Genomic DNA, 24,346 nt, shown 5'->3' with positions numbered 1-24,346 from the left:
GCGATAGAAAATAATACGTTCATCACATCTACTGAAAATCCTGAATGACGTTGTAAACATTTTTTTCACTATGTTGAGACTACCCTGTGTGCTTTATGTCACTAACATCAGGAATACAAATGGAAAAAAAAGAAAATCACGCATCAGAAAAGACGCCTTTTCAATTATCTTATAGTGCTTTGGCTGGTCTTTTAGCGTGTTATTACACCATCGTTGTCAATATTCCAATATATTTCGAGTTTTATAAAATTTTATCGGAACTAAGCAATGTCCATGTGATTTTTGTGTTAGCAATTCCTGTCTTTATATTTCTAATATTGAATATCCTATTTAATATTTTGTGCTGGCCTTATTTCGCAAAACCCTTTTTTATCTTTTTGTTAATTAGCTCCAGTTTGGTTAGCTACGCGATGCTGTTTTACGGCATTAATGTAGACTATGGCATGATAGAGAACACCTTCGAGACAGACATTAACGAAGCCGCCACCTATTTAAGCCTGCAGTCTTTAGCTTGGGTAGGAATAACAGGGATTATACCGTCTATATTACTTGCCTTGGCTCCCATGAAACCAAGTGTAGGAATACTTAAGAAGTTTATGGCTATTACGCTGTCTGTTCTTATTCTGGGAATTGTATTATTTTTTACCTACAAAGATTTTAGTTCAGTCGGACGTAATAATAGTCATTTAAGAGAAATGGTTATACCGACTCATTACACTTACAGTACTTATAAGTACATAAATGAGACTTACTTCACTTCTCCTATTCAATATAAAAAAATTGGCTTAGACGCCAAAAAGATAACTAACACTGTGGATGAAAAACCGACATTACTTTTCTTTATCCTTGGAGAAACAGCTCGTTCTCAAAATTATGCCTTAAATGGTTATGCAAAAAACACCAATCCCTACACTGAAAAGCAAAGCGTCATTTCATTCCAAAATGTTAACTCTTGCGGCACAGCAACAGCGGTTTCTGTTCCTTGCATGTTTTCTCAAGAAGGACGTGATACATACAATAAAAAGCAGGCCAACAACCAAGATAATGTATTGGATATATTGAACCGTGCTGGTATCTCTTTGTTATGGAAAGAAAACGATGGTGGTGATAAAAACGTCGCTAAAGGCATTACAAAAATTGAAATAGATCACGCTAAAAACAATCAACATTGTAATGGTAGTACTTGTTTTGATATGGCTTTATTGGAAGGGGTCGAGGGAGATGTATCTAAACTGACTGGCCAAGATAAAATGTTGATCATGCACATCATGGGTAGCCATGGACCCAAATATTACCTTCGCTACCCTAAAGAACAACAGCATTTTTTACCAGATTGCCAACGCAGTGATATTGAAAACTGCAGCACAGAGCAGATCATCAATACTTATGACAATACTATTGTTTATACCGATTACGTGATTAGCCAAGCAATTGATAAACTTAAAAAAATGAGTAAAGAATACAACACCGCCCTGTTTTATATTTCTGATCACGGTGAGTCATTAGGAGAAAACGGTTTGTTTTTACACGGAGTGCCTTATGCATTTGCCCCGGCCACTCAAACAACAGTGCCACTTATTACCTGGATGTCTGAAGGCTTCAAGAAGAGCAAGCATATCGATGAATCTTGTTTAAAGAATGAAGCCAAGGAAAACACCTTTTCTCATGATTATGTTTTCAGCTCCTTACTTGGCATTATGGATGTTAAAACCAAGGCCTATAATAAAGATTTGGATATTTTTCAGCGCTGCCGTCACTAGCGTTTAAATATTCTTTGCTCTAGTAACAAATTATCATCCAGCAATGTAATGGAATTTGCATTGCTGGTTTTAACAACTAGTTAAAAAAATCTTAATTATATTATTTAATAGCATATATTCATTATAAAGAGGTCAAAGTGAAACCAAATACGACAGGTGTTCGCAGAGTAATCAATGCAGCAGGATATTCATTGAAAGGGTTTAAATCTGCTTGGTTGTTCGAGGCCGCGTTTCGACAAGAAGTCACATTATGTATTATTTTTTCAATCGTTGCGTTCATGCTTCCCGTCAGTAATATTGAGCGAATAATGATGATCGTGAGTTTATTATTAGTTGTTATAGTCGAATTACTAAACTCTGCGATTGAAGCCGTTGTAGATCGAATTGGTGATGATTGGAATGAACTTAGCGGAAGAGCAAAAGACATAGGCTCTGCTGCTGTTTTTCTATCGCTATTTCTAGTCTTTTTTGTGTGGGTATCAATTTTATTAGACATGTATTAATGGTTTTTAATAAAAAGTCTGTAGTCTAAATACCTGAAAGAGCATTTATTCTAGGCGCGGACTTATTATCTTAATGTAGGGCGCTTACTGTTTATAGTAAAACAAACGACTGCCAAATTAAACGTAACGCCATTAAAGTTAGTACTATATTAAAAATACGATGAAAGTAGCGGTCTGGCATACGTTTTAACAATCTAAGCCCCACCCACGTTCCCACCGCACCACTGATGACCATACAAGCCAACAAAGGTAGCCAAGCTTCTAGCGGAAACCCCGCCACCTCAAAAACCGTCACTTTCAAAATATGTTGTAGTGACATCGCGGCAGCAAACGTCGCCACAGTGCGAAAACGATCTGCGTGAATTTGTTTAACAAATGCTGCTACCAAGGGACCTGTGGCACCAGCAAATAACGTAATAAACGTGGTAATAGCACCCGCCATAGCGGTTCCCCATTTCCCCAATACCATTTTAGGCAGCTTAGGTCCCCAACATAAATACAAGATAAACAGTGCAATCGTTAAGTACATAATCGCCGGAGGCAAAGCCACTAATACAAAGCTTCCCAGTAAAGCGCCTAGCAACGCACCGGGTAAAAAAGCACCAATCAACGCCCAGTCTATGTGTCGCCAGCTCATCGCCGCGCGACCCGCGTTTGACCCTAACTGCGCGACGCCATGAAGCGGAATAATTAACTGAGGTGGTAATACTTGTGCCATCACGCCAAGTAACATAACGCCGCCACCCGCTCCGAAGCTTGCCGTAAAGAAAGAGGTCAGCCCAGACACAGCAACAAGCATAATAAAAACATGAGGGGAAACTTGGTCAAAAAATAAAGCAGATAAGGTCATATAAACGGCAGGTATTCACAGAATAATAAGAAGAATAGAGTAGCAAAATGAGTCCGATAAATCCCAGTGAACTCACCTTCATTAGTCATACACAAAAGACAAAAACGTTAAGCGTCTGACTGACTGCTGATACGCTTTATTGCTTATAGATGTCTTTGTCCAATCCATATTTACGCATTTTGTCGTAAAGGGTTTTTCGCGGTAGACCGAGAGCGTCCATAGTGCTTTTTATAGAACCTTTCTGGCGCATGAGTTCTTGCTCCAATAAGGTTTTTTCAAAGCGCTCTAATTGCTCAGGCAAGGTCATCACACCGGGATTGTTTTCGTTGATGATAATCTGGTCAAACTCAAAAGAGCCCGATTCGCCCATCAGCACATAACGCTCAGCAAGGTTACGCAACTCACGTACATTACCTGGCCAGTCGTAACTTAATAAACTGTGCATACGCGCCGCAGAAAGCGCTTCTGATTCACGCTTATATTGCGCAATCGCCACCAAACAAAAATGCTGCCAAAGCAAAGAAATATCGTCTTTTCGTTCTCGTAACGGCGGAATATCCACACGGACTACATTAAGACGATAATACAAATCTTCGCGAAATGTACCACCTTCACTCAATTGTTTTAAATCCACTTTGGTCGCGGCGAGAATACGTAAATCAAGATCGATTCCGGTGTTAGAGCCCAATCGTTCTAAACGACGCTCTTCCAACACTCGCAATAAACGAATCTGCATCGACATAGGCATGCTTTCAATTTCATCAAGAAAGAGAGTGCCACCATTCGCATGTTCCAGCTTACCAATACGCTGTGTTTTCGCATCCGTAAAGGCTCCCTTTTCATGACCAAATAATTCAGACTCCATAATGGAATCCGGTACAGCGCCACAGTTTATTGCCACAAAAGTATGACCACGGCGAGAACTGTGCTCGTGAATATATCGCGCTACCAGCTCTTTACCTGTGCCAGTTTCCCCTTGAATAAGAATGTCCGCGCCCGTATCCGCCACATGCAATAACGCCTGACGCAGGCGGTGAATACCTGGCGTATTGCCAATAATTCGAGGGCCTGGGGCATTTTGAGCGGCAAGTTCTAAGCGTAAGTTTCTGTTTTCTAAGGTTAAACGGCGTTTTTCTGACGCTCTACGAACCACGTCAAGAAAGTCTTCGTTAGAGAACGGTTTTTCAATAAAATCGTATGCGCCATCACGAATGGCGCTCACGGCCATACTGATGTCGCCATGACCGGTAATCAAGATAAAAGGAATTTCAGCATCAATTTTTTTAACCTCTTCGAACAACGCTAAACCACTTTTACCGGGCAAGTTAATATCACTGACAATGACGCCAGACCAATCCAAAGACAAACGCTCAACAACACCTTGGGCGGTGGGAAATTCCACAACATCAAAATCTTCAAGCTGCAATGTCTGAGAAATCGCCATACGAACGGCTTGCTCATCGTCGATCAATATTACTTGCTTACTATCGGGCATTAACGTTCCTCTTTAGGTGTTTTTGATAGGGAAGAATGGTGGATAAAGCGCGGTAGAGTAACACAAAACTTGGCGCCCCCGTTTACTTGGTTTTGAGCGCTGATCTGTCCACCCATTGCCTCTACAATCCGCTGGCTAATCGACAGTCCAAGTCCCAATCCTAAGCCCGACGACTTTGACGTAAAAAAGGGCTCAAAAAGATGCTTGATAGCGTCATCGCTCAAACCATTACCAGAGTCTTGTACACAGATAACAACGTGGTTCTCTTTCATCGTTTGTTCAATACAAACGCGTCGCTCGTTGTTGGGTTCTTCTAAAATAGCATCGGCGGCATTGGCCAATAAATTCACTAATACCTGCTCTAAAAAGACCATGTCACCATTGACTATAAAATCTTGGTCCTCTGTCACAACAAGCTCGATGTCTACTTCTTTATAACGAGGACTCATAATTTTAAGTGCCCCCATAATCGCCGTTTGAACAGCGATAGGACCTTGATGAACATCGCCTTTGCGAGCAAAGACTTTAAAGCGCGCAATGATGTCACCCATGTGATGACCCAACTGACTAATGTGTTGCAAGTTGGTGTGGGCTTGTTCGTATTGTCCACGATCTAGAAATTTTAAACCGTTACCCGCAAAAGCCCGAATGGCGGTCAAAGGTTGGTTCAATTCGTGATTTATACCCGCACTGAGCTGCCCCAACACCGCCAATTTGGCAGTTTGTATAAGCTCCCGCTGTGTCCCTTTATGCTCTTCAATTTCATTACGCAGCCGAGTATTAGCGCCTTCTAACTCAAACGTTCGCTCTCGTACTCGCTCTTCTAGTTCAATTCTAGCTTGAGTAATTTCTTGCTCGTAGCGTTTGCGCTCTGTCATATCGTGAAACGTCACCAAATAACTAAGGCGATTAGGCAACTGCATCTCGCACAAGGTCATTTCCACAGGCACAGGCGTTTGATCGGAATAACACAAGCGCCCTTCTCTTGTTAGCACCTTAATGCCCAAATCATTAGCGGCTTCGAGAAAATCATCATGGAAAGACAATTCCGGTTCATCGTGTTTATCAAATTGGAATAACACATTCAAAGGCTGTCCGACCAAAGGCGCTAAGGGCTGACCAACCAACTTTTCCACAGCAGGATTAAACGATTCAATTTTATGATTTTGATCCAAGGTCACCAAACCCGCTTGGGTATTTTGGATGACTTCACGAATATAAGCTTGGTTATGACGCGTCATTTCATTGGCGTCGGATCGCTCTCGAAGCATTCGGGTACGAAGCATTGCAAGGCCAAATAACAAGGCGGTAATGGTCACACCGCCAGCAAAAATAGCCCGCCATAAAGCAATTTCTTCATTAATGGTTTTTAGTGGTGCAAGAATGGATATCTTGAAATCCAATAAGCGAATAGGACGGCTCATCCTTAAAAAAGACAAACGTTGTAATTCTTCAGTACCATTTAGGACTGTATTTTCTAGCACATCAACAATTTGCGACTTTTCATCAAAGGGTTTTTGGTAAACAATCGCCAATTTTTCGATGGATTTGCCTAAATAACGTTGAGAGTCCGCTATACGTTGCAACTCCACATGAGATAATTCACCAAAGACACGATACAACCAATTAGGTTGAGAGCTACTAAACACGATGCCATCAGGATCCAACAATAAAAACTCATAATGCTGGTTAGCAAAGCGTTTCTCAAATTGGGTAAGATCCACTTTTACAACAGCGATACCAATAATAGAATCGCCTTCATAAACAGGATAAGAGAAATAATAGCCACGGCGATTTGATGTGGTTCCCAGTGCATAATAACGGCCGGGCTTACCTTGAATAGCGTCTTGAAAATAAGGTCTAAAAGCAAAGTTTCGCCCAACAAAACTGGCCGATTCATGGTAATTCGATGCTGCGATGGTTAAGCCGTCCGTGTTTAAAATATAACTGTCCGACGCCTCGGTGATACGGTTAATTTGTTCAAGTTCACGATTTAGTTGATTTATATCCGACTCGAAGCCATCGCGCAGGGCTTTTTTTACTCGATCATTCGATGCCAACAAGGTCGGCATATGTTGATATTTAGCAATTGCACTTTCTAATACACTGGCAAGCTGATTGAGCTGCTCAAAAGAGTCAATGCGCAACGCCTTGATCTGTTGATTTTTTAATGCCTCGCCACCTTTCCAGATTGCCAATAAAGTGACTATAAAAACAATGACATATAGCCAAAATAAGTATTTTTTCAGGCTATTTAAATACAATGATTTGATACTTAAACGATTATTTTCACTCAAAAACTTGTCCTACTATACTATTCTGTTTATATACACTTCTAACATTGTATTCGAATTCCTTTTCAGGCATTTTGCTAACAGCGTATGAACAGAACACATTTTATGAAATATTGACCAATAGGATAACAATGCATTCCATCAGTATTCATTGTCCATCAATCGACGACCTCATTCAAAAGCTGGAAGGAGTACAGCCACCGGATTTAATCCAACTATACGGAACCTTGGCCATAAAAGAAGCCAAACCGTGGGCAATTTACCTCTCCCAACGCTTCCCTGAGGCCTGTCGCATTGGTATGGCAAGCCAAAGACACATATCAAATGGCCATGTAAAGAGCGATGGTGCCACTCTCATTTTATCCTATTTTGAAAAAAGTCATCTGGTTCATCACAGCGCTGTGTACGACGGCAATCAAGCGGATCAATCGGGTCAAAGCCTGTTCGCCCCCTTTTTGGCAGAAAAAGAAGAAAAACAAGCCAATGTCTACATTGTATTAGTGGATTCAAAAGACGCCATTCAAGACGAGTTTTTCAATGTTTCTCAACAACACGATTTAACCATTAGCGGTGGCCGTGCTGGTATTTTCGACTATGAGAACAGTTGGGTACTGTATCAAGATAAACTGTATCAAAACCAGTCCATAGCTGTGGGTATTACCGGCAAACACCTAATGCAACAGCGAGATGTTTTTGTTGATAACATCGCCATTGGTCGGCGCATGCTTGTCACCGCCAGTGAAGGTAAGGTAATCAAGCAAATCGACCATTTGCCAGCCCAACAGATCTACCAGCGATATTTATCCAATGGTGAAAAGATCAGTATCACGCTTGCCAATCGATTTGCGCTCACCACCGTTCATAATAATGTTGAAATTAATGCCGTACCATTACGCTGGGAAAGTGATGGCGGCATTCTTATGAGTGAAGCGCTTCCAGAAGGCGCTTCGGTAAAGTTCCTCTACTTTCACCCTGCGCAATCGCTGCATTCTATCACCCCGAAGATACAACACCTGAATGAGCAGCGGCCGGATAGTATTTTTGTCTTCAGCTGCATTAGCCGCGAAGATTTTATAGACGAGCAACCTACCGACAAATTGAGTTTGCTAAATCAAGTTCTGCCCTTGCATGGCACCTATTGTTTCGGTGAATTTTTCACCACTCAGTTTGGCACCAGAATCATGCAGCACGCGCTCACTTATTTAGCCGTCAACGAATCTGGCTGTGGTTTAAAGCGCGAAGCGGAACCCATTCAAATAGCGAACGAAGACGACTCACTCGCCCCCATGTTTAATTTGATCAGTAATGCTTTTCAAGATCTTGAACAAGAGCACGCCTCTCTTGTCTCATCAAATGTCACATCGAAAAATGATGCGTCGAATAATGAGACGTCAAGAAATGATTGGTTACACGATTTACAAACTGGCTTACTCAATCGATTTTCTTTGCTCGGACGCCTTAGTAATAAGGAGGATATTTTTCATCTAGCCGTTCTTAGAATTCGTAACTTTCGTCTTATTAATCAACAATATGGTTACAACACAGCCGATGATTTATTTGCCCAGTTAGCGCACTATTTAAAACGCCGCTTAAGTACCAACTCAGTGGGGATTGAATTCACCTGCTACCGCTTATCTGCCAACGAAATTGCGGTCTCAATCCACAGTGACATTGCACCGAAAAAGATCGTCAGATTATTTCGCAACCTAGCCGAAGATATTGAAAGCCAAGAGTTTTCCACCATAAACAAAATAGAGCACTTACTCACACTCAGCTTGTCTGTTGGTATGGCTTCCGCGTTTGATGAGCTGGGCGAACCGCTCTGCGAGCAAGCACACCTTTTAATCAAAGCCAGCGAAGCAAGACGATTTGCTCAAATCAATAATCAGCCCATTTATTGGAACGGTGATTTACAAGATCATGCGACCTCAGAAGAAAATCTCGATTGGATTCTAAAAATACGCAAGGCCCTCGAAAACGACGACATATTGGCTTTCTTCCAACCGTATTATGACAGCCAAACAGGCGAAGAAGTCGGTGCAGAAGCGCTTCTTCGAGCACGCATCGACGGCAAAATAGTGAGCCCTGCGTTCTTTTTAGATTTAATCAAGCAAACTCAACTTTACGCTAAGATAACCCTCGCCATGTTGTCGAAGTGTGAGCGTATACTCAACACCTACCCCAATGTCCATGTCGCGTTAAACCTCTCTGTTTTAGACTTTAAACACTATGCAACCTTAAAAGCCTTACGAGAGTTTTTTAAACGCAACCACGTTAATGGACGCTTAACATTGGAGATTACCGAATCAGAGTCCATAAAAGATTATGAATGGATCAGTCCGATCATTAACGAATTTCGCGAAGCGGGCGCACTGTTGGCTATTGACGACTTTGGCGCGGGTTATTCGAATCTAGAAAAGCTCATTGCCCTTAATCCAGACATTTTGAAACTGGATGGCTGTATCGTCAAAACCATCGACACTGATGAAAAACTACGAAAATTGGTTCAACACATCAACAGTCTCGCCCACTCTTTAGGCATCAAGACCCAAGCGGAGTTTGTCCACAACAGCGCGGTAAAACAACTACTAGTGGATCTGAAAATAGATTATTTGCAAGGATTCCACCTCTGTGAACCGTTGAGCGAATCCGAATGGCTAGAGCAGTATAATGACGAAACAAACTGAAAATCGTTTGCTCACGCGCGGGTGTGGGCAAACGGCAATACCTCGGTAATATGAGCTTTATGGCACATCAGCATCAACAATCGATCCACACCCAAAGCAACGCCTGCGCATTCAGGCAGGCCATGCTCTAGAGCACTGATTAGCCGTTCATCAAATCGTCGATCTGCCAAACCCAAATCTGCGCGCGTTAGCTTGTCCTGTTCGAAGCGCTGAGTTTGCTCTTTTGCATCGGTTAATTCGTGATAACCATTGGCCAATTCCATACCTTGCCAATAAAGCTCAAACCGAGCAGCAACTTGAAAACCCTGTTCATCCAAATGAATTTTCGCTAAGGCCGCCTGTGAAGCCGGATAACTGTGAACAAAACACGGCGAATTTACACCAATGGCAGGCTCTATCACGCTGGAAAAAACCAACTCCAATAAGGTGTCTCTGTCCTCTTCCTGCAAACCATATTCTGTGTGCTCATGAGCACATTCTTGCAACGACAACAGGGTTGCACTGAAAGGATCTAATCCAGTGTGACGCAAAAAAACCACCTGGTAGCTCAGTCGTTCACACGTCAACGTATCGTCATCCAATAACACACCCAACAGACTTTGAATGTCATCCATTAACTGCCAATGATCAAAGCCAACCCGATACCATTCCAACATAGTAAATTCAATACTATGACGACGACCAATTTCTTCCGCTCGGAATACTTTACCCAATTGATAAATGGACCCAGAACCAGCGCACAACAAACGCTTCATCGCGTATTCTGGAGAGGTTTGCAGATAATAGGTTATGTCTTGGCCTTGCGAACGCGTCTTACTGGCCAATACTTCGATATGAGGGTCGGTAATACTGCCCAATGACAAACATTGCGTATCAACTTCCATCACATTTTGCACATCAAAAAACGAGCGAATGGCTTTCAATAACTGAGCTCGTTTTTGTAAGATTGAAATATCGGCACTGGGCTGCCATAAAGAAGCGTCGTACATAGAAAACACTCAAAAAAATAAAATCCATCATAGCAAAGGCTGACGTATTAATTCAGCTTACTCAACAGTATTTTAATACCCGCTGCGCCAAACATCAGCGCGAAGGCAGCATCAAAGCCGCGTTTCATTTTAAAATAGCCTTGGCGAATTCTTGGATTCGAAAACAACATAGCGTAGCCCAAATTTATGCAGGCACTTTGAATCGTTAATAAGACAATCACAGACACCAAACCTTGTGTGGAAACTGAACTCGGCATCCCCATAGCGAATAAAGACCCTAGGAATAAAATCGCTTTAGGATTGGTTAAGTGGATGGCCAAACCACGAAAATAAGCAGAGCGCAAAGACGTCTGTTTTGTCTTCGTTATAGCCAATATTTTGTTCTCATCCGTTTTATTCGCCATTGCTGAACGACAAGATTTGTAAGCCAAAAATAACAAATAGGCCGCGCCGACATAACGTAGGCTTTCGAATAACCAGACATTAGCAAAAAGCACAGCGCCTAAACCAAAAGCGGCTGAACAAGACCAAAATAAAGAGCCTGTCAGTATGCCCGATGCTAACGCCAAACCTTGAACTCGGCCTTGATTCATAGAAAACGACGCAATAGCCAAAGTTGCAGGTCCAGGGCTCGCCATTGCAACAAAAGCGCCGATTAATATCAAAGCATACTGGATTTCTTGCATGAATCACCTCTCAGTCTTTTAAAAAAACTCAATTTCGGCAATGCCATTTGCCCCACAAACAAACCTAATAAAATCAGTAACGCGGCAATTATTTGACTCGCGCCAATGGCTTCATCATAAAACCAATAGCCGCCAAAAATACCAAACACCGGCACCAGTAATGTCATCGGTGCGACACTCGAAACTGAGTATTTCATTATCATTTTATTCCAAAACCAGTAACCTAATAATGTCGTCGGGTAAGCTTGGAATAAAGCAGAAAATAATGTCCATTGGGTAAATTGATTCGGCAACTCAGTGACAACTTGCGTCCCTTCAAAAGTAACCGCAAGCAACAACAAAGGCAAAGGCGCAAACAACATTCCCCAGATATTAAAAGCAAAAATAGCTTTGGTATTCGCGCGTTTTACAATCAAGCCATTAATACTCCAAAACACCGACGCAATTAATACCAGCACCAAACCTTTACCAGTCACCGAGCCGCCCTCGGCATACATAATCAAAGCAAGCCCAAGCAAAGCCAATCCAGCACCAAGCAATTTATTGCGAGTAATAGTTTCGTTTAAAAAAAACCACCCCACCAGCAAACCACTAACCACGCTCATATCCAATAACAACGACGCCATCCCTGCCGATACACCCGCGCCAATGGATAACGTGGTTAATCCCCAAACACCCACACCAAAAGACAAGCCATAGGCCATCAAATAGCGCCATTCTACATCGGGCTTTTTGATAAAAAAGATCAAAGGGAACACCGCTGCGCTAAAACGTAATGCAGTGAGCACCAAAGGATGAACCGTGCTCACGCCCAGTTTAATCACACTGAAATTCAGCCCCCATAACGCCATCAAAGCAAACAGCAATCCAAAGTCTCGTAATGTCATATTTTCTCTCTTAGCCAAGCGGTGATGTTGAATCACATAAGTATCCGCAAAAACAGCCAAAGAGTGCAGATTCAATTTTTAATAAAAAATAGAGTACAATTTAAAAAAACCACTTTTAAAAACAAACAAAAGCAGTGAACAAGATGACGCTATACGAAACGCTTGCTCAGTATTTTATTGAAGACATACAAGCTCAAAAACTGCCTGTTGGAACCCGCTTGCCTGCACTACGGTCGATGGCAAAGCAACATCAAGTCAGCCTGTCTACAGCGACTAAAACCTACGACTATCTTCAACAAATGGGCTGGATATATGCGCAACCTCAGTCAGGGTATTTTGTTGCAAATCAAATAACCAACACCGCCTTCCCGACGCTGAATGCTCATGACTTAACACTAAAAGGATTAGAACAAAGAGACCCAAAACGTTTTGCACCATCAAGTGGATATAACCCTGCCTCGGCACTGTTTAGCCCGCTTGGCACCTCCATGATATCGCCAGATTTACAACCCAGTATTGCCTTACAGCGCTGCATAAAACGCGTCACTAGAAGATCAGGGAAACATCTTTTTCAATACCCAGATACTCAAGGCGATAGCGGTCTTAGAAACGCACTGGCCGAACATTTTCGTTATAACAACCTTGCTTTTTCGGCCACTGATTTTGTCATTACCAATGGTTGTATCGACGCCGTTAAACTGGCCATTGAGAGCCTCACTAAAGAAGGCGATACCATAGCGATCAGTTCTCCGTGTTTTAGTGGTTTACTCGACTTGCTCAGCGCGCTGTCGCGTAAAGTGATTGAGATTCCCATTAGCGACAAGGGCCTCGATTTAGACCACCTCGAAGCCATTCTGCAGCAAGGTTTAATTAAAGCGTCATTGTTCAGCACTTCCAACATGAACCCCACAGGCATGACGCTACCCATTAAGCAAAAACAAGCTTTAGCCAGACTCGCCGCGCAATACGAAACGCCAATGATAGAAGACGATGTGTATTTCGAGCTTGGTCATCAGAAACAACCAACCCTGCCCGCAAAATATTGGGATAAAAACGGTTACGTCATTTGGTGTGGCTCTTTTTCAAAAACCTTAGCCGCAGGGCTACGACTTGGGTGGTGTGTTCCGGGACGTTATTTCGCGCCTTACCTAAATCAACACGCCTTAACCAGCTTTGGGGTGAATGGGCTGATGCAATCTTGTATGGCAGAATTTATCAACACTGGAGAATACCGTTCTCATGTGAATAAAGTACGTGTCGTACTGACTCAACATATTCACCGCTACCAACAGTTTCTCATTGAGCACTTACCAGACAACGCAAACATCAGTACACCACAAGGCGGTATAGTACTTTGGGTTCAAATCCCCGGTTTGGATGCGGTACAGCTAGAAAAGGACGCCCAGAAGCAGGACATAGACATTCGCAGTGGCGCTTGTTTTAGCACACACGATTTTTATCACGACTGCTTTCGTATAAACTGCGGCTGGCCATTGGAAGATAACAGAGAGGAAAACACTGTTGATAAACAGGGTATTTATCAACAGTTAAGCACGTTATGTTTATTGGTTAAAAAAACGTTAAATCATTCAATCGCCACACAATAGTGGTTATAAATCAAACTGCGACGGCAATATCACAACGTCACGAATCGTCACATGACGAGGGCGAGTCAGCATAAACAACAAGGCTTCGGCCACATCACTGGCTTCCATTAAACTGCCTTTATCCTTGGCTTCTTGAAGTTTTTCCGCGGGCCAGTCAGATAACAAAGTCGTAATGACAGGGCCGGGTGAAACGGAGCCGACGCGAATACCATGTGGACAGACTTGGCGACGCACTGTTTGTACAAAACAATTCATAGCCCATTTGGACGACGCGTAAACCGGCTCCCAAGGCGTAGGATAATGTCCAGCCAAAGAGCTGGTCACCAAAATATCGCCCACACCACGCTCAATCATATGCGGCAGTACATCTCGCACGTTTTTAATAACGACATTGATATTCAAGTTCAGCATACGATCGATGGCATCGTTATCTGCATCCACCAAATCCCCACCAACATACAGTCCCGCGTTGGCGTGAAAAATATCGATTACTTTGGTTTTCTCTAAAATACGAGGAATGAGAGCACGACAACTTTCTGGGTCTAGCAAGTCCACTTCTAATGTGATCACGGCATCACCATGCTTTCGTTGCAATGTCTGCAATGCGGCTTGATCTCGATCGACAATAACAACTTGTGCGCCTTCCGCTATCATTGACTCAGCACTCGCAAGGCCAATTCCTGACGCGCCACCCGTTACAACGGCGATCTTTCCTAATAATGCTTTAGACATGTTTTACCTTATTGTTGTTATTGATCATAAAAAGACGTATGTAACCACACGTTATCATCATATCTGAACGAAGCTCTGCTACTTTTTTGCCTATAACCAAACCAAAACCGTACTTATTTTCTGGTTTTAGATAAAACAATAATCTAATCTCAACATTATGCTAAACGCCAATAAATAGACTCGCTAAGCAAAAAAAACCTCAAAATGACTCATTTTTATGAACATTCAATTTTTTTGAACATTCTCCTCAAAATACTCCGTTACTTTATCCGCTGTTTTTTATATATAGTACTTATAACTTAAACAAAACCCTCAAACATTAAGGTAAATAAACATGAAATCATTCATTCAAAAAATCACTAATACAACCTCTGGCCTTGCCAGTACAATTTTGCGCATTCCAGTCGGTATCATTTTAATGGCCCATGGCGCACAAAAACTATTTGGTGCTTTTGGCGGCTACGGTTTAGAAGGCACTGGTCAGTGGATGGCGTCTATTGGTCTAGAACCTGGCTACTTGATGGCTCTATTGGCGGGCAGCGCAGAATTCTTTGGCGGTTTAGCCTTAGTCATCGGTTTGCTTGTTCGTCCTGCGTCTGCGGTGATTGCATTCACTATGTTGATGGCCATCGTTACTGTGCATATTTCTAATGGGTTATTCATGGCAAATAACGGCTACGAATACGCACTAACACTGTTGATTGTCGCGGTTTCTTTGGTCTTTAGCGGTGCAGGCTCTTTCTCTATCGATAAGGCCATCTCAGCAAAAAGCTAAATGACACTAAGCACAAGCAGATCATATCCAAAACCTCGATACCAAGGTATCGAGGTTTTTTTATGTTGGAATCAACTATGCCACTATAAACAGCCAAGAAAAAACCATAAAGGGAAACGACAATAACATTGAGCGTTTTTGGTATTGCTCACAAATGCTAACTGACGCGATGATGTTACTTCATATAAAAATACCCATTATAAAAATAACAATAGGTTATCTGTCATGTCTGATTACGTCATTATTGGCGGCGGTGCAGCGGGCTGTTTACTCGCCGAACGCTTGTCTCGCAACGCCAATCACAGCGTCACATTACTCGAAGCTGGCCCTCCCGATACAAACCCGCTCATCCACATACCAGCGGGCATTATCGGACTCATGCGAAGCAAAACATTAAATTGGGCATTACGAACAGAACCTCAACCTGAGCTAAACCAACGTCGCCTTTTCTGGCCAAGAGGAAAAACCCTCGGTGGCAGCACGTCCATCAATGCCATGTGCTACACCCGTGGGCAAGCCGACGACTTTGATCATTGGAAAGCATTAGGAAATACCGGTTGGGGTTACCAAGCGCTACTGCCACATTTCAAAGCCGTAGAGAACTTCTATCAGGGTGAAAATGAGTGGCATGGCGCTAAGGGCGAACTGCCAGTTGAACCATTACGCCACATGAACCCACTGTCGAACGCTTTTATCCAAGCAGGACAAGAAGCTGGAACGCCATTCAATCAAGATTTTAATGGCAAAAACCAACACGGCGTAGGCCCTTATCACGTCATGCAAAAAAACGGTGAACGTTGTAGCGCAGCAAGCGCATTTTTAGACAAAGCGAAGTCTAGATCAAATTTAACGGTTATCACTCATGCCCAAGTCGAACGTATCGAAGTTCAAAACAAACGTACTGAAGGCGTTCTCTATAAGGTAAACGGCAAGTCTCATTTTATTAACGCGACACGAGAAGTACTGTTATGCGCTGGCGCGCTGCACAGCCCTCAATTGCTTATGTTGTCTGGGATTGGCCCAAAAGAAACACTAGAACAGCATAATATTGACGTGAAACACGATCTTGCTGGCGTGGGGAAAAACCTTCAAGATCATCTCGATATCAGTCTTATTCACCTCGACAAAAGCCGCACCAGTATTTCATTTCATCCTAGTTTTTTGCTCACGGGAATAAAAAGTCTATGGCAGTATAGAAAACGCCAAGGCATGCTGACGTCAAACATGGCCGAAGCGGGCGGCTTCATCACCACACAACCCAATGAAACACGCCCAGACGTTCAATTGCACTTTCTACCGGCTGTTGAAGCCGATCATGGCTTAAACCTTTGGCCAACTTTTAAACACTACGGCTTTACGCTTCGGGCTTGTTTACTCAGACCCAAAAGTCGCGGTGTTATCAGCTTGCATTCCAACCAAGCTAGTGATCCACCAAAAATTGACGCTGGCTATTTAACCAACGCAGACGACATGGAAGGCATGATCCGAGCACTGGATGCCGCAAGAAACATCATGGATCAACCAGCTTTGGCACATCACAGTAAAACAGAATGGCAACCGGGTGTGTATTGCCAAACCAGAGAACAGAAAATCGCTTACATTCGGTCTCATGCGGAAAGTATTTATCATCCCGTTGGCACCTGTAAAATGGGCCACGATGCACTCGCCGTTGTAGACCAAACACTAAAAGTTCATGGTATTGATAAACTTAGAGTGGTTGACGCTTCCGTCATGCCAACACTTATCAGCGGAAATACCACTGCTGCTACGTTAGCCATCGCCAATAAAGTGGCGGAAAAAATAGTAATGTCATTAAAATAGGTTAAAACTAAAAAAGAGCAATCTTCTCGATTGCTCTTTTTTAAACAACACATATTAGCAGTGTCTACTATTTTACTGCCGATACAAAATCATACCGGCGTGATAAAACACTCCATCTATAAAGGTGCCATCAGCAGTAAAACCTGTGTCATCCCAATACTCAATATAATCATCTGTGATTCGATATCGACCTTCATAGGCCGATTCGGTGTTTCCTCTGGCTTCTACATAGCGATTATTTAGCAAAAGTTCATGGCGTATATCATTATCTTTCGTAGTCCACACGCCGATATAAAAGTATTGGTTTACAGCGTCACTATCGGTCATCAATTTCCCACCATCATTGCGTCATAATAGTGTGCAATCTCTTCCTCGGTTACCATCCAAGCACAATTCAATTCTTGGCGAATTTTCCATTGCCCAGCATCGCATTGCCAGCCCAATTGAGAACGCCCATCAAATGGAATTACATCACCTACTTTTTTAGTAATCGTTCCCACAAAACCGAGAGTAGTGGAGGCAACGTGAGCCCCTATCAACTCACTGCGGCCGCCTGTCAGAGCATGAGTCACAGATTCAGCACCTGCCTGAAGGCCTTCCCAGTTAGCGCCATATATTGCAGCATTATCAAATAATAAATTTTCACCTGGAGCAAAATTGTCATAAAAAACACCGGCTGGGCTTTTTAGGTCGTAATAGTGGTTCATCTTATTAGCAAAAATAAACTCAGGGCCCCCCTTTTCGTTTCTCCCAGCCGTCCATAATCCAATGTTTATGAAGCGCTAAAGGAGAAAGCGCTCCAGTTTGATCACAAGCATTATCTAATGCCTGAACCAAGCCTGCGCTCAAACCTGAAAATAATAATGAAAGTGCGGTTAAGTTCGTCATAGTTTGCCTCTTATATTGATCAAAACACTTGAGAAATACTCATGTATGTCTCAATTTGCTTTGCCATTATAAAAAGGCGATATTGTTTGGACTAGACATCCATTTGTTGACGCATTGGTAAGTAAATGATGACAATGAAAATTGATTTAAATATTCTGCCCGTGTTTATTGCCGTTGCTGAAGAGCATAACTTTAGAGCAGCAGCCGATAGACTAGGCATAACTCGTTCGGCGGTTAGCCAAATGATTCGAAAGCTTGAAGATCAGCTGGGCATCGCCTTATTCAACCGAACAACAAGAAGCGTAAAATTAACAGAAAACGGGGAGCATCTTTTTAGCCTTATGCGACCACAGATAGAAAACATGTACGCCTCGTTAGAAAATGTCGCCAGTTATAAAACCCCGCGGGGGTTAGTGAAAATTGCAGTTTCCTCTATTGCAGAACCTTTTTTATCAGGACAATTAATTACTACGTTTTCTCAAGAATACCCAGAGATTGAATTAGATATCACGGTAACAGATGATGAGTTTGATATTGTGAGAGCAGGATTTGACGCGGGCGTGCGTCTTGGCAATAACATTGAACAAGATATGATCGCCCTGCCTATTTCAGGGCTACAACGGGATATGGCGGTTGCGTCTCCCAACTACATTGCCAAATACGGCAAGCCTAATCACCCCAAAGACTTAATCCATCATCGCTGTATTGGCTGGCGCCCAAAATTCAACAACAGCCCCTATTATTGGGAATTTAGTAACAATGGAAAAGATTTTGATGTTTCGGTAGAGCCTCAAATTACAACCAACGATTTTCGTCTGATGTTACGCGTTGCACTTGCAGTCGGTGGCAACAGAAGAAACCTTCCTTCCCTATATTAAAACAGGAGCACTTGTGCCATTACTTGAAGAGTTTCTACCAAGCTTTTCTGGTTTTACTTCTTTTATTCTAACCGAGAAAATATGCCGCCTAAGTTAAGAGCTATGGTGGATTTTGTTAAAAACTGGGAACAAGTAGGTTAAATAAAGGCCATACACCTCATCAGCGAACCATAACACTGAGCTCCAAGTGAAAAATAATTTCCTACCTATTCATAGTTTAAAATAGACATAGTCGTGACCTCTTACATTTAAACCACCTATTCACATCTCGTAGCCCATATAGACCAAGCCCCCCCTTGAAAAAACCTCTTGTCAGGTTCTCAGATTAGCTTATCAATAAAATTGGTCTGTACAATTTAATATAATTGCACTATTTACTTTTAAAATTGATCTGTTATCTTGTCTTCAGAGTTCAGGTCAAAGTGCTATACTTGGTCAACTTAAATTTAATTGACCCTAGGTAACAATGATGAGCGGTGTAACGAAGCGACTGTACATAAAAATTGCAAATGAAATTATTGAGCAAATAAAAAATAAACAATATGAACTGGGAGATTGCATTCCTCCTGAACGAAAATTGGCAGAACAACTTGGAGTGAGTAGAACGGTTGTCCGAGAGGCCATGGTGTATCTGGAAATGGTAGGGATCGCAGATATTCGTAAAGGTTCAGGCATCTTTGTTATCCGTAGTACCCCTAAAATGGGTATTGGCGTTGCACCAGAAGTAACACCCTTTGAAATACTCGAGGCTCGCTTACTCATCGAACCTGAGTTAGCCGGTAGAGCTGCAGAAAACAATACACCAGAGTTGATTGCTGAACTCTCGCAATGTATTCAAATGATGGAGTCTTCGGTGCATTTTTCCGAAGAGACGTTAAGACAACAAACGTCTGTCGATGCAGATAGAAAGTTCCATAAAGCAATTAGTAGTGCTTGTAACAACCCACTACTGATTAAGTTTTATACAGAATTAAGTTCATTACACATGGAAGGCGATATGTGGATGAGGATGGATGAATTAGCCAATGAACCCGCAGCCAGAGGCCAATGGGTGAATGATCATAAGGCGATATTTAATCAAATAAAAAAAGGAGATTCCGAAAAAGCACGTGAAGTAATGTACCAACACATAAGCAATGTAATAAATGAAATAGCAACATAGAAATATTTAACCCTAAAAAAATAAAAAAGGTAAAAATATGAATATTAAAACAAAAATGCTAATTCCCTTCCTTATCGCAGCCATGCCTATGGCAGCCATGGCCAATGATTACACATTAAAAGTGTCTATGTCGGTTGGCGAAAAAGATCCCATGTTTGCTGGCGCTCAGTATTTAAAAGAAAATGTTGAGAAGCGTACCGATGGACATTTGAAAATTGATATATACCCAAGCGGCCAGCTTGGTTCTGTTGAAGGTGTTCAGGAAATGGCGATGTTTGGTCAAAATGTGGCCGCCATTACAGACAGTGGTCGTTTGAGTGTTTTCTCAAAAGAAATTGGTGTGATTGGAGTCGCTTACGCGGCGAAAGATTACAATCAGATGAAAGACATTGTTGAAACCGATTTATTCAAATCTTGGGAAAAGAAACTAGAAAAAGAAGGTCTACATGTTCTTTCCTTCAACTGGTTCCAAGGCAGTCGTAGCTTTATGACGAATAAACCCGTCAATAAACCAGAAGATCTTAACGGCATGTTGATTCGCACTCCTGGGTCTGCTGTTTGGTCTGAATCTATTAGCGCATTGGGTGCCACTCCAACCGCTTTGCCTTGGGCCGAAACGTACCCTGCTATGCAGCAAGGTGTTGTTGATGGTTTTGAAGCCCAATTACCCGCGACTATTGCTGCAAGTTTGCAGGAAACGATTAAGTATGTGGCTGAAACAGAACACTTTCAGTTGATGACGGCATTAGTCGCAAGTGAAGAATGGTTCAGCGCCCTACCAAAAGAATATCAAAAAATCCTCCTCGAAGAATCTTACAAAGCCGGCGCTTATGCCTCTGATGTAACGAATAAAAATATCGCTGAATATAAGCGAATTATGGAAGATGATTACAACGTTAAGTTCATTCCTGTTGATAAAACACCTTTTATAGCTCGTGCCCAAACTGTTTTCAAAAAGTTAGGATACGAAAAAGAACATAAAGAACTTCAAGACGCATTGAAGTAAATTTATCTCGCTATAAAGAGGATTAGGATTAATGGAGTTCTTAGCTATGATTCACCATAAAATGATGAAATGGGAAGGAAATATAGCCTACCTATCTCTATTTCTGATTGTTTTCCTAGTCTTCTTTGCTGCGCTTCTACGTCTCGTAGGAGCGCCGCAAGCTTGGATGGGAGATTTGAGTAAAATATTGTTTGCGTGGGTTATTTTTTTAGGTAGTGATATTGCAATGAGCGCGGGACGTCATATTGGCGTCGAGTTTTTTGAAGAACGACTTCCCATTTTATGGCGAAAACGAATAGCACAACTCTGGTCAATTCTTATTGTGGCCTTTTTGTCATTCATTACTTATTACGGTTGGTTTTTAACTCAAAAAAGTCGAAGAGAGTTTGATTCACTTATGGTAAGTGAATTTTCTTTAGTCATTGGCTTTGCCTCATTATTAATTATTTGTGTAGTATTTGATTATTTAAAAAGTAACCGAGAAAGTAAAAAAATCTATCTCGTTATTGTTTCTATTATTATTTTATGGGCATCCTATTTAATAGTTTCCACTAACCTTAGTCATACACCAGAATCGATTAGCTACGCTTACCTTATTACTTCCGTTCCAATTGGATGCTTATTAATGATTCGAACAACTTGTATCATTTTTATTCAAAATTGGGGCGTGAAAAATGCTTGATCAACTAAGCTTTTTAATATCTCCCATGGCTATTTTAGTCATCAGTTTTATTATATTTTTAGTACTAAGAATGCCACTGGCGTTCGCGATATCCATTGCCAGTGTGCTGTTTTTTTTAGCGGATGGCACATCCTCTTTTATCATTCCAGTACAAAAGATGGTCGTCGCTTCTCAAAACCCTGCATTGCTGGCCGTGCCGTTTTTTGTTCTTGCCGGTAATCTGATGAACGCAGCGGGCATTACCCAACGTCTTATCGTATTTTGTTCGACCATTACGGCACATCTAGCCGGAGGCTTAGGCCATGTAACTGTGCTATTAAGTGCCATTATGGGTGGCGTCAGTGGCTCTGCAGTTGCCGATGTGGGCATGCAGTCCAAAATACTTGGGCCTTCCATGCTCAAAGCGAACTATTCAAAAGGTTTTGCTGCTGCGTCAATTGGCCTGAGCGGTCTAATTACTGCAACCATTCCACCAAGTATTGGTTTGATTCTATATGGCTATGTGGGTGGCGTATCAATCGGTCGTCTCTTTTTAGCGGGTATCGTTCCAGGCATTCTGATGACGATATTTTTGATGTACACAGTCAGTATTATTGCTAAGAAGCGAGGCTATACTGCCAGTCAGAAAAAAGCATCACCACCTAAACAAATATTATCAACTTTTATTCAATGTTTTTGGGCCATTCTATTTCCAATCTTATTAATTGTAACAATACGATTTGGTATATTTACGCCATCAGAAGCAGGTTCTTTTGCCGTATTTTATGCTCTTTTTATCGGTCTGTTCATTTATAAAGAGTTGAATTGGAATAAAGTTGTTGAAGTACTCAAACAGACGGTGATAGATAACGCCGTTATCATGCTGATTATTTCTTTTTCCAGTATTTTTGGTTTTATTATCGTTGACAATCAAGTTCCGCAAACATTGTCGCAGGGCATTTTAGGCATATCGACGGAAAAATATTTTTTGCTGATTAGTATTCTATTTTTCTTAGCGGTTGTTGGTATGTTTATGGAAGCAACAGTCAATGTATTGCTGTTGACGCCCATCTTTTTACCCATTGTCCAAAGTGTCGGCGTTGACCCTGTTCATTTCGGTATTTTAATGATGACGATCGTGACCCTCGGTGGCATGACACCTCCCGTTGGAGTGGCTATGTTTACCGCGTGCTCAATATTAGGTTGTCCGACAAAGGATTATATAAAAGAGTCTGTCCCTTTTTTAATCGCCATTTTCATTTTATTAGCTCTATTAACCGCTTTTCCAAGTTTGGTTTTATTTCTTCCTGATGCAGTTTATGGATAGACGCTATTCCATAAGCATTTATCTACTAAGCATTAATCTATTAATTTGAGTATTTATTTTTTTGAGGCTAATAATGAAAATTGTTAACGCTGAGGTTTTCGTAACCTGTCCAGATCGTAACTTTGTCACATTAAAGATCACCACTGACGACGGTGTTGTTGGTATTGGTGATGCAACACTAAACGGTCGAGAATTATCGGTAGCCTCTTATTTAGAAGATCACCTATGTCCGCAATTAATCGGTTTAGATCCTTCACGAATTGAAGATATCTGGCAAACCTTTTATAAAGGCGCTTACTGGCGACGTGGTCCAGTTACCATGACGGCCATTGCGTCCATTGATATGGCACTATGGGATATCAAAGGCAAAGTAGCAGGGCTTCCAGTTTATGATTTGCTCGGTGGCGCTTCCCGTGAAGGTGTGATGGTTTATTGCCATGCAACCGGACACAGTATTGATGACCTATTGGAGGATTACGCGAAACACCAAGAAATGGGCTTTAAGGCGATTCGTGTACAAAGTAAAGTGCCAGGCATTGAACGCAGTTATGGGATTAGCAAAAATCAAGGCGAGGCTTATGAGCCTGCAGCGAAAGGAATTAGACCAAACATTGAATCCTGGTCATCTGAGAAATATTTAAATTTCGCACCCAAAATGTTCGATGCGATTCGCAATAAATTTGGTTTTGATGATCATATTTTGCATGACGTTCACCATAGATTAACGCCCATTGAAGCGGCTCGGTTAGGCAAGAGTATTGAAGACTATAATCTGTTTTGGATGGAAGACCCAACGCCTGCAGAAAACCAAGAGGGGTTTCGTCTCATTCGTCAACACACCACCACCCCCATTGCCGTCGGTGAAGTATTCAACAGTATTTGGGATTGCAAGCAACTAATCGAAGAGCAACTTATTGATTACATTCGTTCAACTGTGACTCATGCCGGTGGCATTACTCATATGCGTCGTATTGCTGACTTCGCGGCCATGTATCAAGTACGCACTGGTGCTCACGGGCCTTCAGATATTTCTCCAATTGGCATGGCCGCAGGGTTGCATTTGGACATGTGGGTGCCCAACTTTGGTATTCAAGAGTTTATGGGCTACTCAGAAAAAATGTTATCCGTATTTAATACAAACTGGCGTTTTGAGGATGGCTACATGCACCCAAGCGACAAACCAGGGCTAGGCATAGACTTTAATGAAGCCGAGGCCAAGAAATACCCTTATCAACCAGCCAGTTTGCCAATAGCGCGACTCGCAGACGGCACGCTTTGCAATTGGTAAAAACATTACGCCAACCTTATATTCACGGCTAAACCCACAGCTAAGATATT

At 42.0% G+C, this 24,346-nt stretch carries 22 protein-coding genes; 12 read left to right on the top strand and 10 right to left on the bottom strand.

Going from position 1 to position 24,346, the window contains the following annotated elements; translation table 11 throughout:
* Positions 1-119 precede the first annotated feature (119 nt).
* Positions 120-1,760, top strand: coding sequence for a phosphoethanolamine transferase (locus tag MP3633_RS02980; RefSeq protein WP_176334422.1), 1,641 nt, complete (start codon positions 120-122; stop codon positions 1,758-1,760).
* 137 nt (positions 1,761-1,897) lie between these two features.
* Positions 1,898-2,263, top strand: a complete 366-nt coding sequence (locus MP3633_RS02975; protein ID WP_176334421.1) for a diacylglycerol kinase — start codon at positions 1,898-1,900, stop codon at positions 2,261-2,263.
* 91 nt (positions 2,264-2,354) lie between these two features.
* On the opposite strand, the gene MP3633_RS02970 is transcribed toward MP3633_RS02975, so the two are convergent.
* The 3 genes from MP3633_RS02970 to MP3633_RS02960 form a co-directional block, all read right to left on the bottom strand.
* Entirely contained in the window at positions 2,355-3,113 is a 759-nt protein-coding gene (locus MP3633_RS02970; RefSeq protein WP_176334420.1) for a sulfite exporter TauE/SafE family protein, read from the bottom strand.
* Between the two features lie 136 nt (positions 3,114-3,249).
* Positions 3,250-4,608 carry a sigma-54-dependent transcriptional regulator gene (locus MP3633_RS02965; RefSeq protein ID WP_112136689.1) on the bottom strand — a complete coding sequence of 453 codons (1,359 nt, stop codon included), beginning with the start codon at positions 4,606-4,608 and terminating at the stop codon, positions 3,250-3,252.
* Positions 4,608-6,905: an ATP-binding protein gene (locus MP3633_RS02960; RefSeq protein WP_176334419.1), complete on the bottom strand. Its 2,298-nt coding sequence runs from the start codon at positions 6,903-6,905 to the stop codon at positions 4,608-4,610. The genes MP3633_RS02965 and MP3633_RS02960 overlap by 1 nt, the downstream gene beginning before the upstream one ends.
* A 128-nt stretch (positions 6,906-7,033) precedes the next feature.
* Between MP3633_RS02960 and MP3633_RS02955 the strand changes: the two genes are divergently transcribed.
* Entirely contained in the window at positions 7,034-9,589 is a 2,556-nt protein-coding gene (locus tag MP3633_RS02955) for a bifunctional diguanylate cyclase/phosphodiesterase (RefSeq protein WP_176334418.1), read from the top strand.
* A gap of 11 nt (positions 9,590-9,600) precedes the next feature.
* On the opposite strand, the gene epmA is transcribed toward MP3633_RS02955, so the two are convergent.
* The 3 genes from epmA to MP3633_RS02940 are packed head-to-tail and all read right to left on the bottom strand — an operon-like array spanning position 9,601 to position 12,151.
* Positions 9,601-10,578 carry an EF-P lysine aminoacylase EpmA gene (epmA, locus tag MP3633_RS02950; protein WP_176334417.1) on the bottom strand — a complete coding sequence of 326 codons (978 nt, stop codon included), beginning with the start codon at positions 10,576-10,578 and terminating at the stop codon, positions 9,601-9,603.
* A gap of 47 nt (positions 10,579-10,625) precedes the next feature.
* Positions 10,626-11,264 (bottom strand): LysE family translocator, encoded by a 639-nt coding sequence (locus tag MP3633_RS02945; protein WP_176334416.1) that lies wholly within the window; start codon positions 11,262-11,264, stop codon positions 10,626-10,628.
* Positions 11,240-12,151, bottom strand: a complete 912-nt coding sequence (locus MP3633_RS02940; RefSeq protein WP_176334415.1) for an EamA family transporter — start codon at positions 12,149-12,151, stop codon at positions 11,240-11,242. Before MP3633_RS02940 ends, MP3633_RS02945 begins: the two co-directional genes overlap by 25 nt.
* Positions 12,152-12,294: 143 nt before the next feature.
* Here MP3633_RS02940 and MP3633_RS02935 point away from each other — a divergent pair, with 143 nt between their 5' ends.
* Complete coding sequence (locus tag MP3633_RS02935) at positions 12,295-13,758, top strand: aminotransferase-like domain-containing protein (protein WP_176334414.1); 1,464 nt, start codon at positions 12,295-12,297, stop codon at positions 13,756-13,758.
* A 3-nt stretch (positions 13,759-13,761) separates the two neighbouring features.
* Here MP3633_RS02935 and MP3633_RS02930 read toward each other — a convergent pair whose 3' ends face one another.
* Complete coding sequence (locus tag MP3633_RS02930; RefSeq protein WP_176334413.1) at positions 13,762-14,490, bottom strand: SDR family oxidoreductase; 729 nt, start codon at positions 14,488-14,490, stop codon at positions 13,762-13,764.
* 334 nt (positions 14,491-14,824) lie between these two features.
* On the opposite strand from MP3633_RS02930, the gene MP3633_RS02925 reads away from it, so the two are divergent.
* Entirely contained in the window at positions 14,825-15,265 is a 441-nt protein-coding gene (locus tag MP3633_RS02925; RefSeq protein ID WP_176334412.1) for a DoxX family protein, read from the top strand.
* A 225-nt stretch (positions 15,266-15,490) separates the two neighbouring features.
* Positions 15,491-17,086, top strand: coding sequence for a GMC family oxidoreductase (locus MP3633_RS02920; RefSeq protein ID WP_176334411.1), 1,596 nt, complete (start codon positions 15,491-15,493; stop codon positions 17,084-17,086).
* Positions 17,087-17,158: 72 nt separating this feature from the next.
* Here MP3633_RS02920 and MP3633_RS02915 read toward each other — a convergent pair whose 3' ends face one another.
* From MP3633_RS02915 to MP3633_RS18900, 3 genes are read right to left on the bottom strand one after another with little or no spacing between them, the layout of a single operon-like run.
* Complete coding sequence (locus MP3633_RS02915; RefSeq protein WP_176334410.1) at positions 17,159-17,413, bottom strand: Atu4866 domain-containing protein; 255 nt, start codon at positions 17,411-17,413, stop codon at positions 17,159-17,161.
* Positions 17,413-17,793: a hypothetical protein gene (locus MP3633_RS02910; protein WP_217909047.1), complete on the bottom strand. Its 381-nt coding sequence runs from the start codon at positions 17,791-17,793 to the stop codon at positions 17,413-17,415. Before MP3633_RS02910 ends, MP3633_RS02915 begins: the two co-directional genes overlap by 1 nt.
* 19 nt (positions 17,794-17,812) lie before the next feature.
* Positions 17,813-17,974 (bottom strand): hypothetical protein, encoded by a 162-nt coding sequence (locus MP3633_RS18900; protein ID WP_217909046.1) that lies wholly within the window; start codon positions 17,972-17,974, stop codon positions 17,813-17,815.
* Positions 17,975-18,108: 134 nt separating this feature from the next.
* Between MP3633_RS18900 and MP3633_RS02905 the strand changes: the two genes are divergently transcribed.
* The 6 genes from MP3633_RS02905 to manD all read left to right on the top strand — a co-directional run bounded on the left by MP3633_RS02905 (position 18,109) and on the right by manD (position 24,296).
* Complete coding sequence (locus tag MP3633_RS02905; RefSeq protein WP_217909045.1) at positions 18,109-18,852, top strand: LysR family transcriptional regulator; 744 nt, start codon at positions 18,109-18,111, stop codon at positions 18,850-18,852.
* A gap of 469 nt (positions 18,853-19,321) precedes the next feature.
* Complete coding sequence (locus MP3633_RS02900; protein WP_176334409.1) at positions 19,322-20,014, top strand: FadR/GntR family transcriptional regulator; 693 nt, start codon at positions 19,322-19,324, stop codon at positions 20,012-20,014.
* Positions 20,015-20,051: 37 nt separating this feature from the next.
* Entirely contained in the window at positions 20,052-21,020 is a 969-nt protein-coding gene (locus MP3633_RS02895) for a C4-dicarboxylate TRAP transporter substrate-binding protein (protein ID WP_176334408.1), read from the top strand.
* Between the two features lie 46 nt (positions 21,021-21,066).
* On the top strand, positions 21,067-21,702 hold the full coding sequence (locus tag MP3633_RS02890; RefSeq protein ID WP_176334407.1) for a TRAP transporter small permease: 636 nt from the start codon (positions 21,067-21,069) through the stop codon (positions 21,700-21,702).
* On the top strand, positions 21,695-23,008 hold the full coding sequence (locus MP3633_RS02885; protein WP_244959802.1) for a TRAP transporter large permease: 1,314 nt from the start codon (positions 21,695-21,697) through the stop codon (positions 23,006-23,008). Before MP3633_RS02890 ends, MP3633_RS02885 begins: the two co-directional genes overlap by 8 nt.
* A gap of 73 nt (positions 23,009-23,081) precedes the next feature.
* Positions 23,082-24,296 (top strand): D-mannonate dehydratase ManD, encoded by a 1,215-nt coding sequence (gene manD / locus MP3633_RS02880; RefSeq protein WP_176334406.1) that lies wholly within the window; start codon positions 23,082-23,084, stop codon positions 24,294-24,296.
* The last annotated feature ends 50 nt before the right edge of the window (positions 24,297-24,346 follow it).

It is taken from the genome of Marinomonas primoryensis, assembly GCF_013372285.1.
Lineage (GTDB): Bacteria > Pseudomonadota > Gammaproteobacteria > Pseudomonadales > Marinomonadaceae > Marinomonas > Marinomonas primoryensis.
This window is presented reverse-complemented; position numbering and strand designations above follow the sequence as displayed.

Coding starts and splice junctions, on each gene's coding strand:
- MP3633_RS02980 (WP_176334422.1), top strand. CDS start 120: ATGGAAAAAAAAGAAAATCACGCATCAGAAAAGACGCCTTTTCAATTA.
- MP3633_RS02970 (WP_176334420.1), bottom strand. CDS start 3,113: ATGACCTTATCTGCTTTATTTTTTGACCAAGTTTCCCCTCATGTTTTT.
- MP3633_RS02965 (WP_112136689.1), bottom strand. CDS start 4,608: ATGCCCGATAGTAAGCAAGTAATATTGATCGACGATGAGCAAGCCGTT.
- MP3633_RS02955 (WP_176334418.1), top strand. CDS start 7,034: ATGCATTCCATCAGTATTCATTGTCCATCAATCGACGACCTCATTCAA.
- epmA (WP_176334417.1), bottom strand. CDS start 10,578: ATGTACGACGCTTCTTTATGGCAGCCCAGTGCCGATATTTCAATCTTA.
- MP3633_RS02945 (WP_176334416.1), bottom strand. CDS start 11,264: ATGCAAGAAATCCAGTATGCTTTGATATTAATCGGCGCTTTTGTTGCA.
- MP3633_RS02940 (WP_176334415.1), bottom strand. CDS start 12,151: ATGACATTACGAGACTTTGGATTGCTGTTTGCTTTGATGGCGTTATGG.
- MP3633_RS02935 (WP_176334414.1), top strand. CDS start 12,295: ATGACGCTATACGAAACGCTTGCTCAGTATTTTATTGAAGACATACAA.
- MP3633_RS02930 (WP_176334413.1), bottom strand. CDS start 14,490: ATGTCTAAAGCATTATTAGGAAAGATCGCCGTTGTAACGGGTGGCGCG.
- MP3633_RS02925 (WP_176334412.1), top strand. CDS start 14,825: ATGAAATCATTCATTCAAAAAATCACTAATACAACCTCTGGCCTTGCC.
- MP3633_RS02920 (WP_176334411.1), top strand. CDS start 15,491: ATGTCTGATTACGTCATTATTGGCGGCGGTGCAGCGGGCTGTTTACTC.
- MP3633_RS02915 (WP_176334410.1), bottom strand. CDS start 17,413: ATGACCGATAGTGACGCTGTAAACCAATACTTTTATATCGGCGTGTGG.
- MP3633_RS02910 (WP_217909047.1), bottom strand. CDS start 17,793: ATGAACCACTATTACGACCTAAAAAGCCCAGCCGGTGTTTTTTATGAC.
- MP3633_RS18900 (WP_217909046.1), bottom strand. CDS start 17,974: ATGACGAACTTAACCGCACTTTCATTATTATTTTCAGGTTTGAGCGCA.
- MP3633_RS02905 (WP_217909045.1), top strand. CDS start 18,109: ATGAAAATTGATTTAAATATTCTGCCCGTGTTTATTGCCGTTGCTGAA.
- MP3633_RS02900 (WP_176334409.1), top strand. CDS start 19,322: ATGAGCGGTGTAACGAAGCGACTGTACATAAAAATTGCAAATGAAATT.
- MP3633_RS02895 (WP_176334408.1), top strand. CDS start 20,052: ATGAATATTAAAACAAAAATGCTAATTCCCTTCCTTATCGCAGCCATG.
- MP3633_RS02890 (WP_176334407.1), top strand. CDS start 21,067: ATGATTCACCATAAAATGATGAAATGGGAAGGAAATATAGCCTACCTA.
- MP3633_RS02885 (WP_244959802.1), top strand. CDS start 21,695: ATGCTTGATCAACTAAGCTTTTTAATATCTCCCATGGCTATTTTAGTC.
- manD (WP_176334406.1), top strand. CDS start 23,082: ATGAAAATTGTTAACGCTGAGGTTTTCGTAACCTGTCCAGATCGTAAC.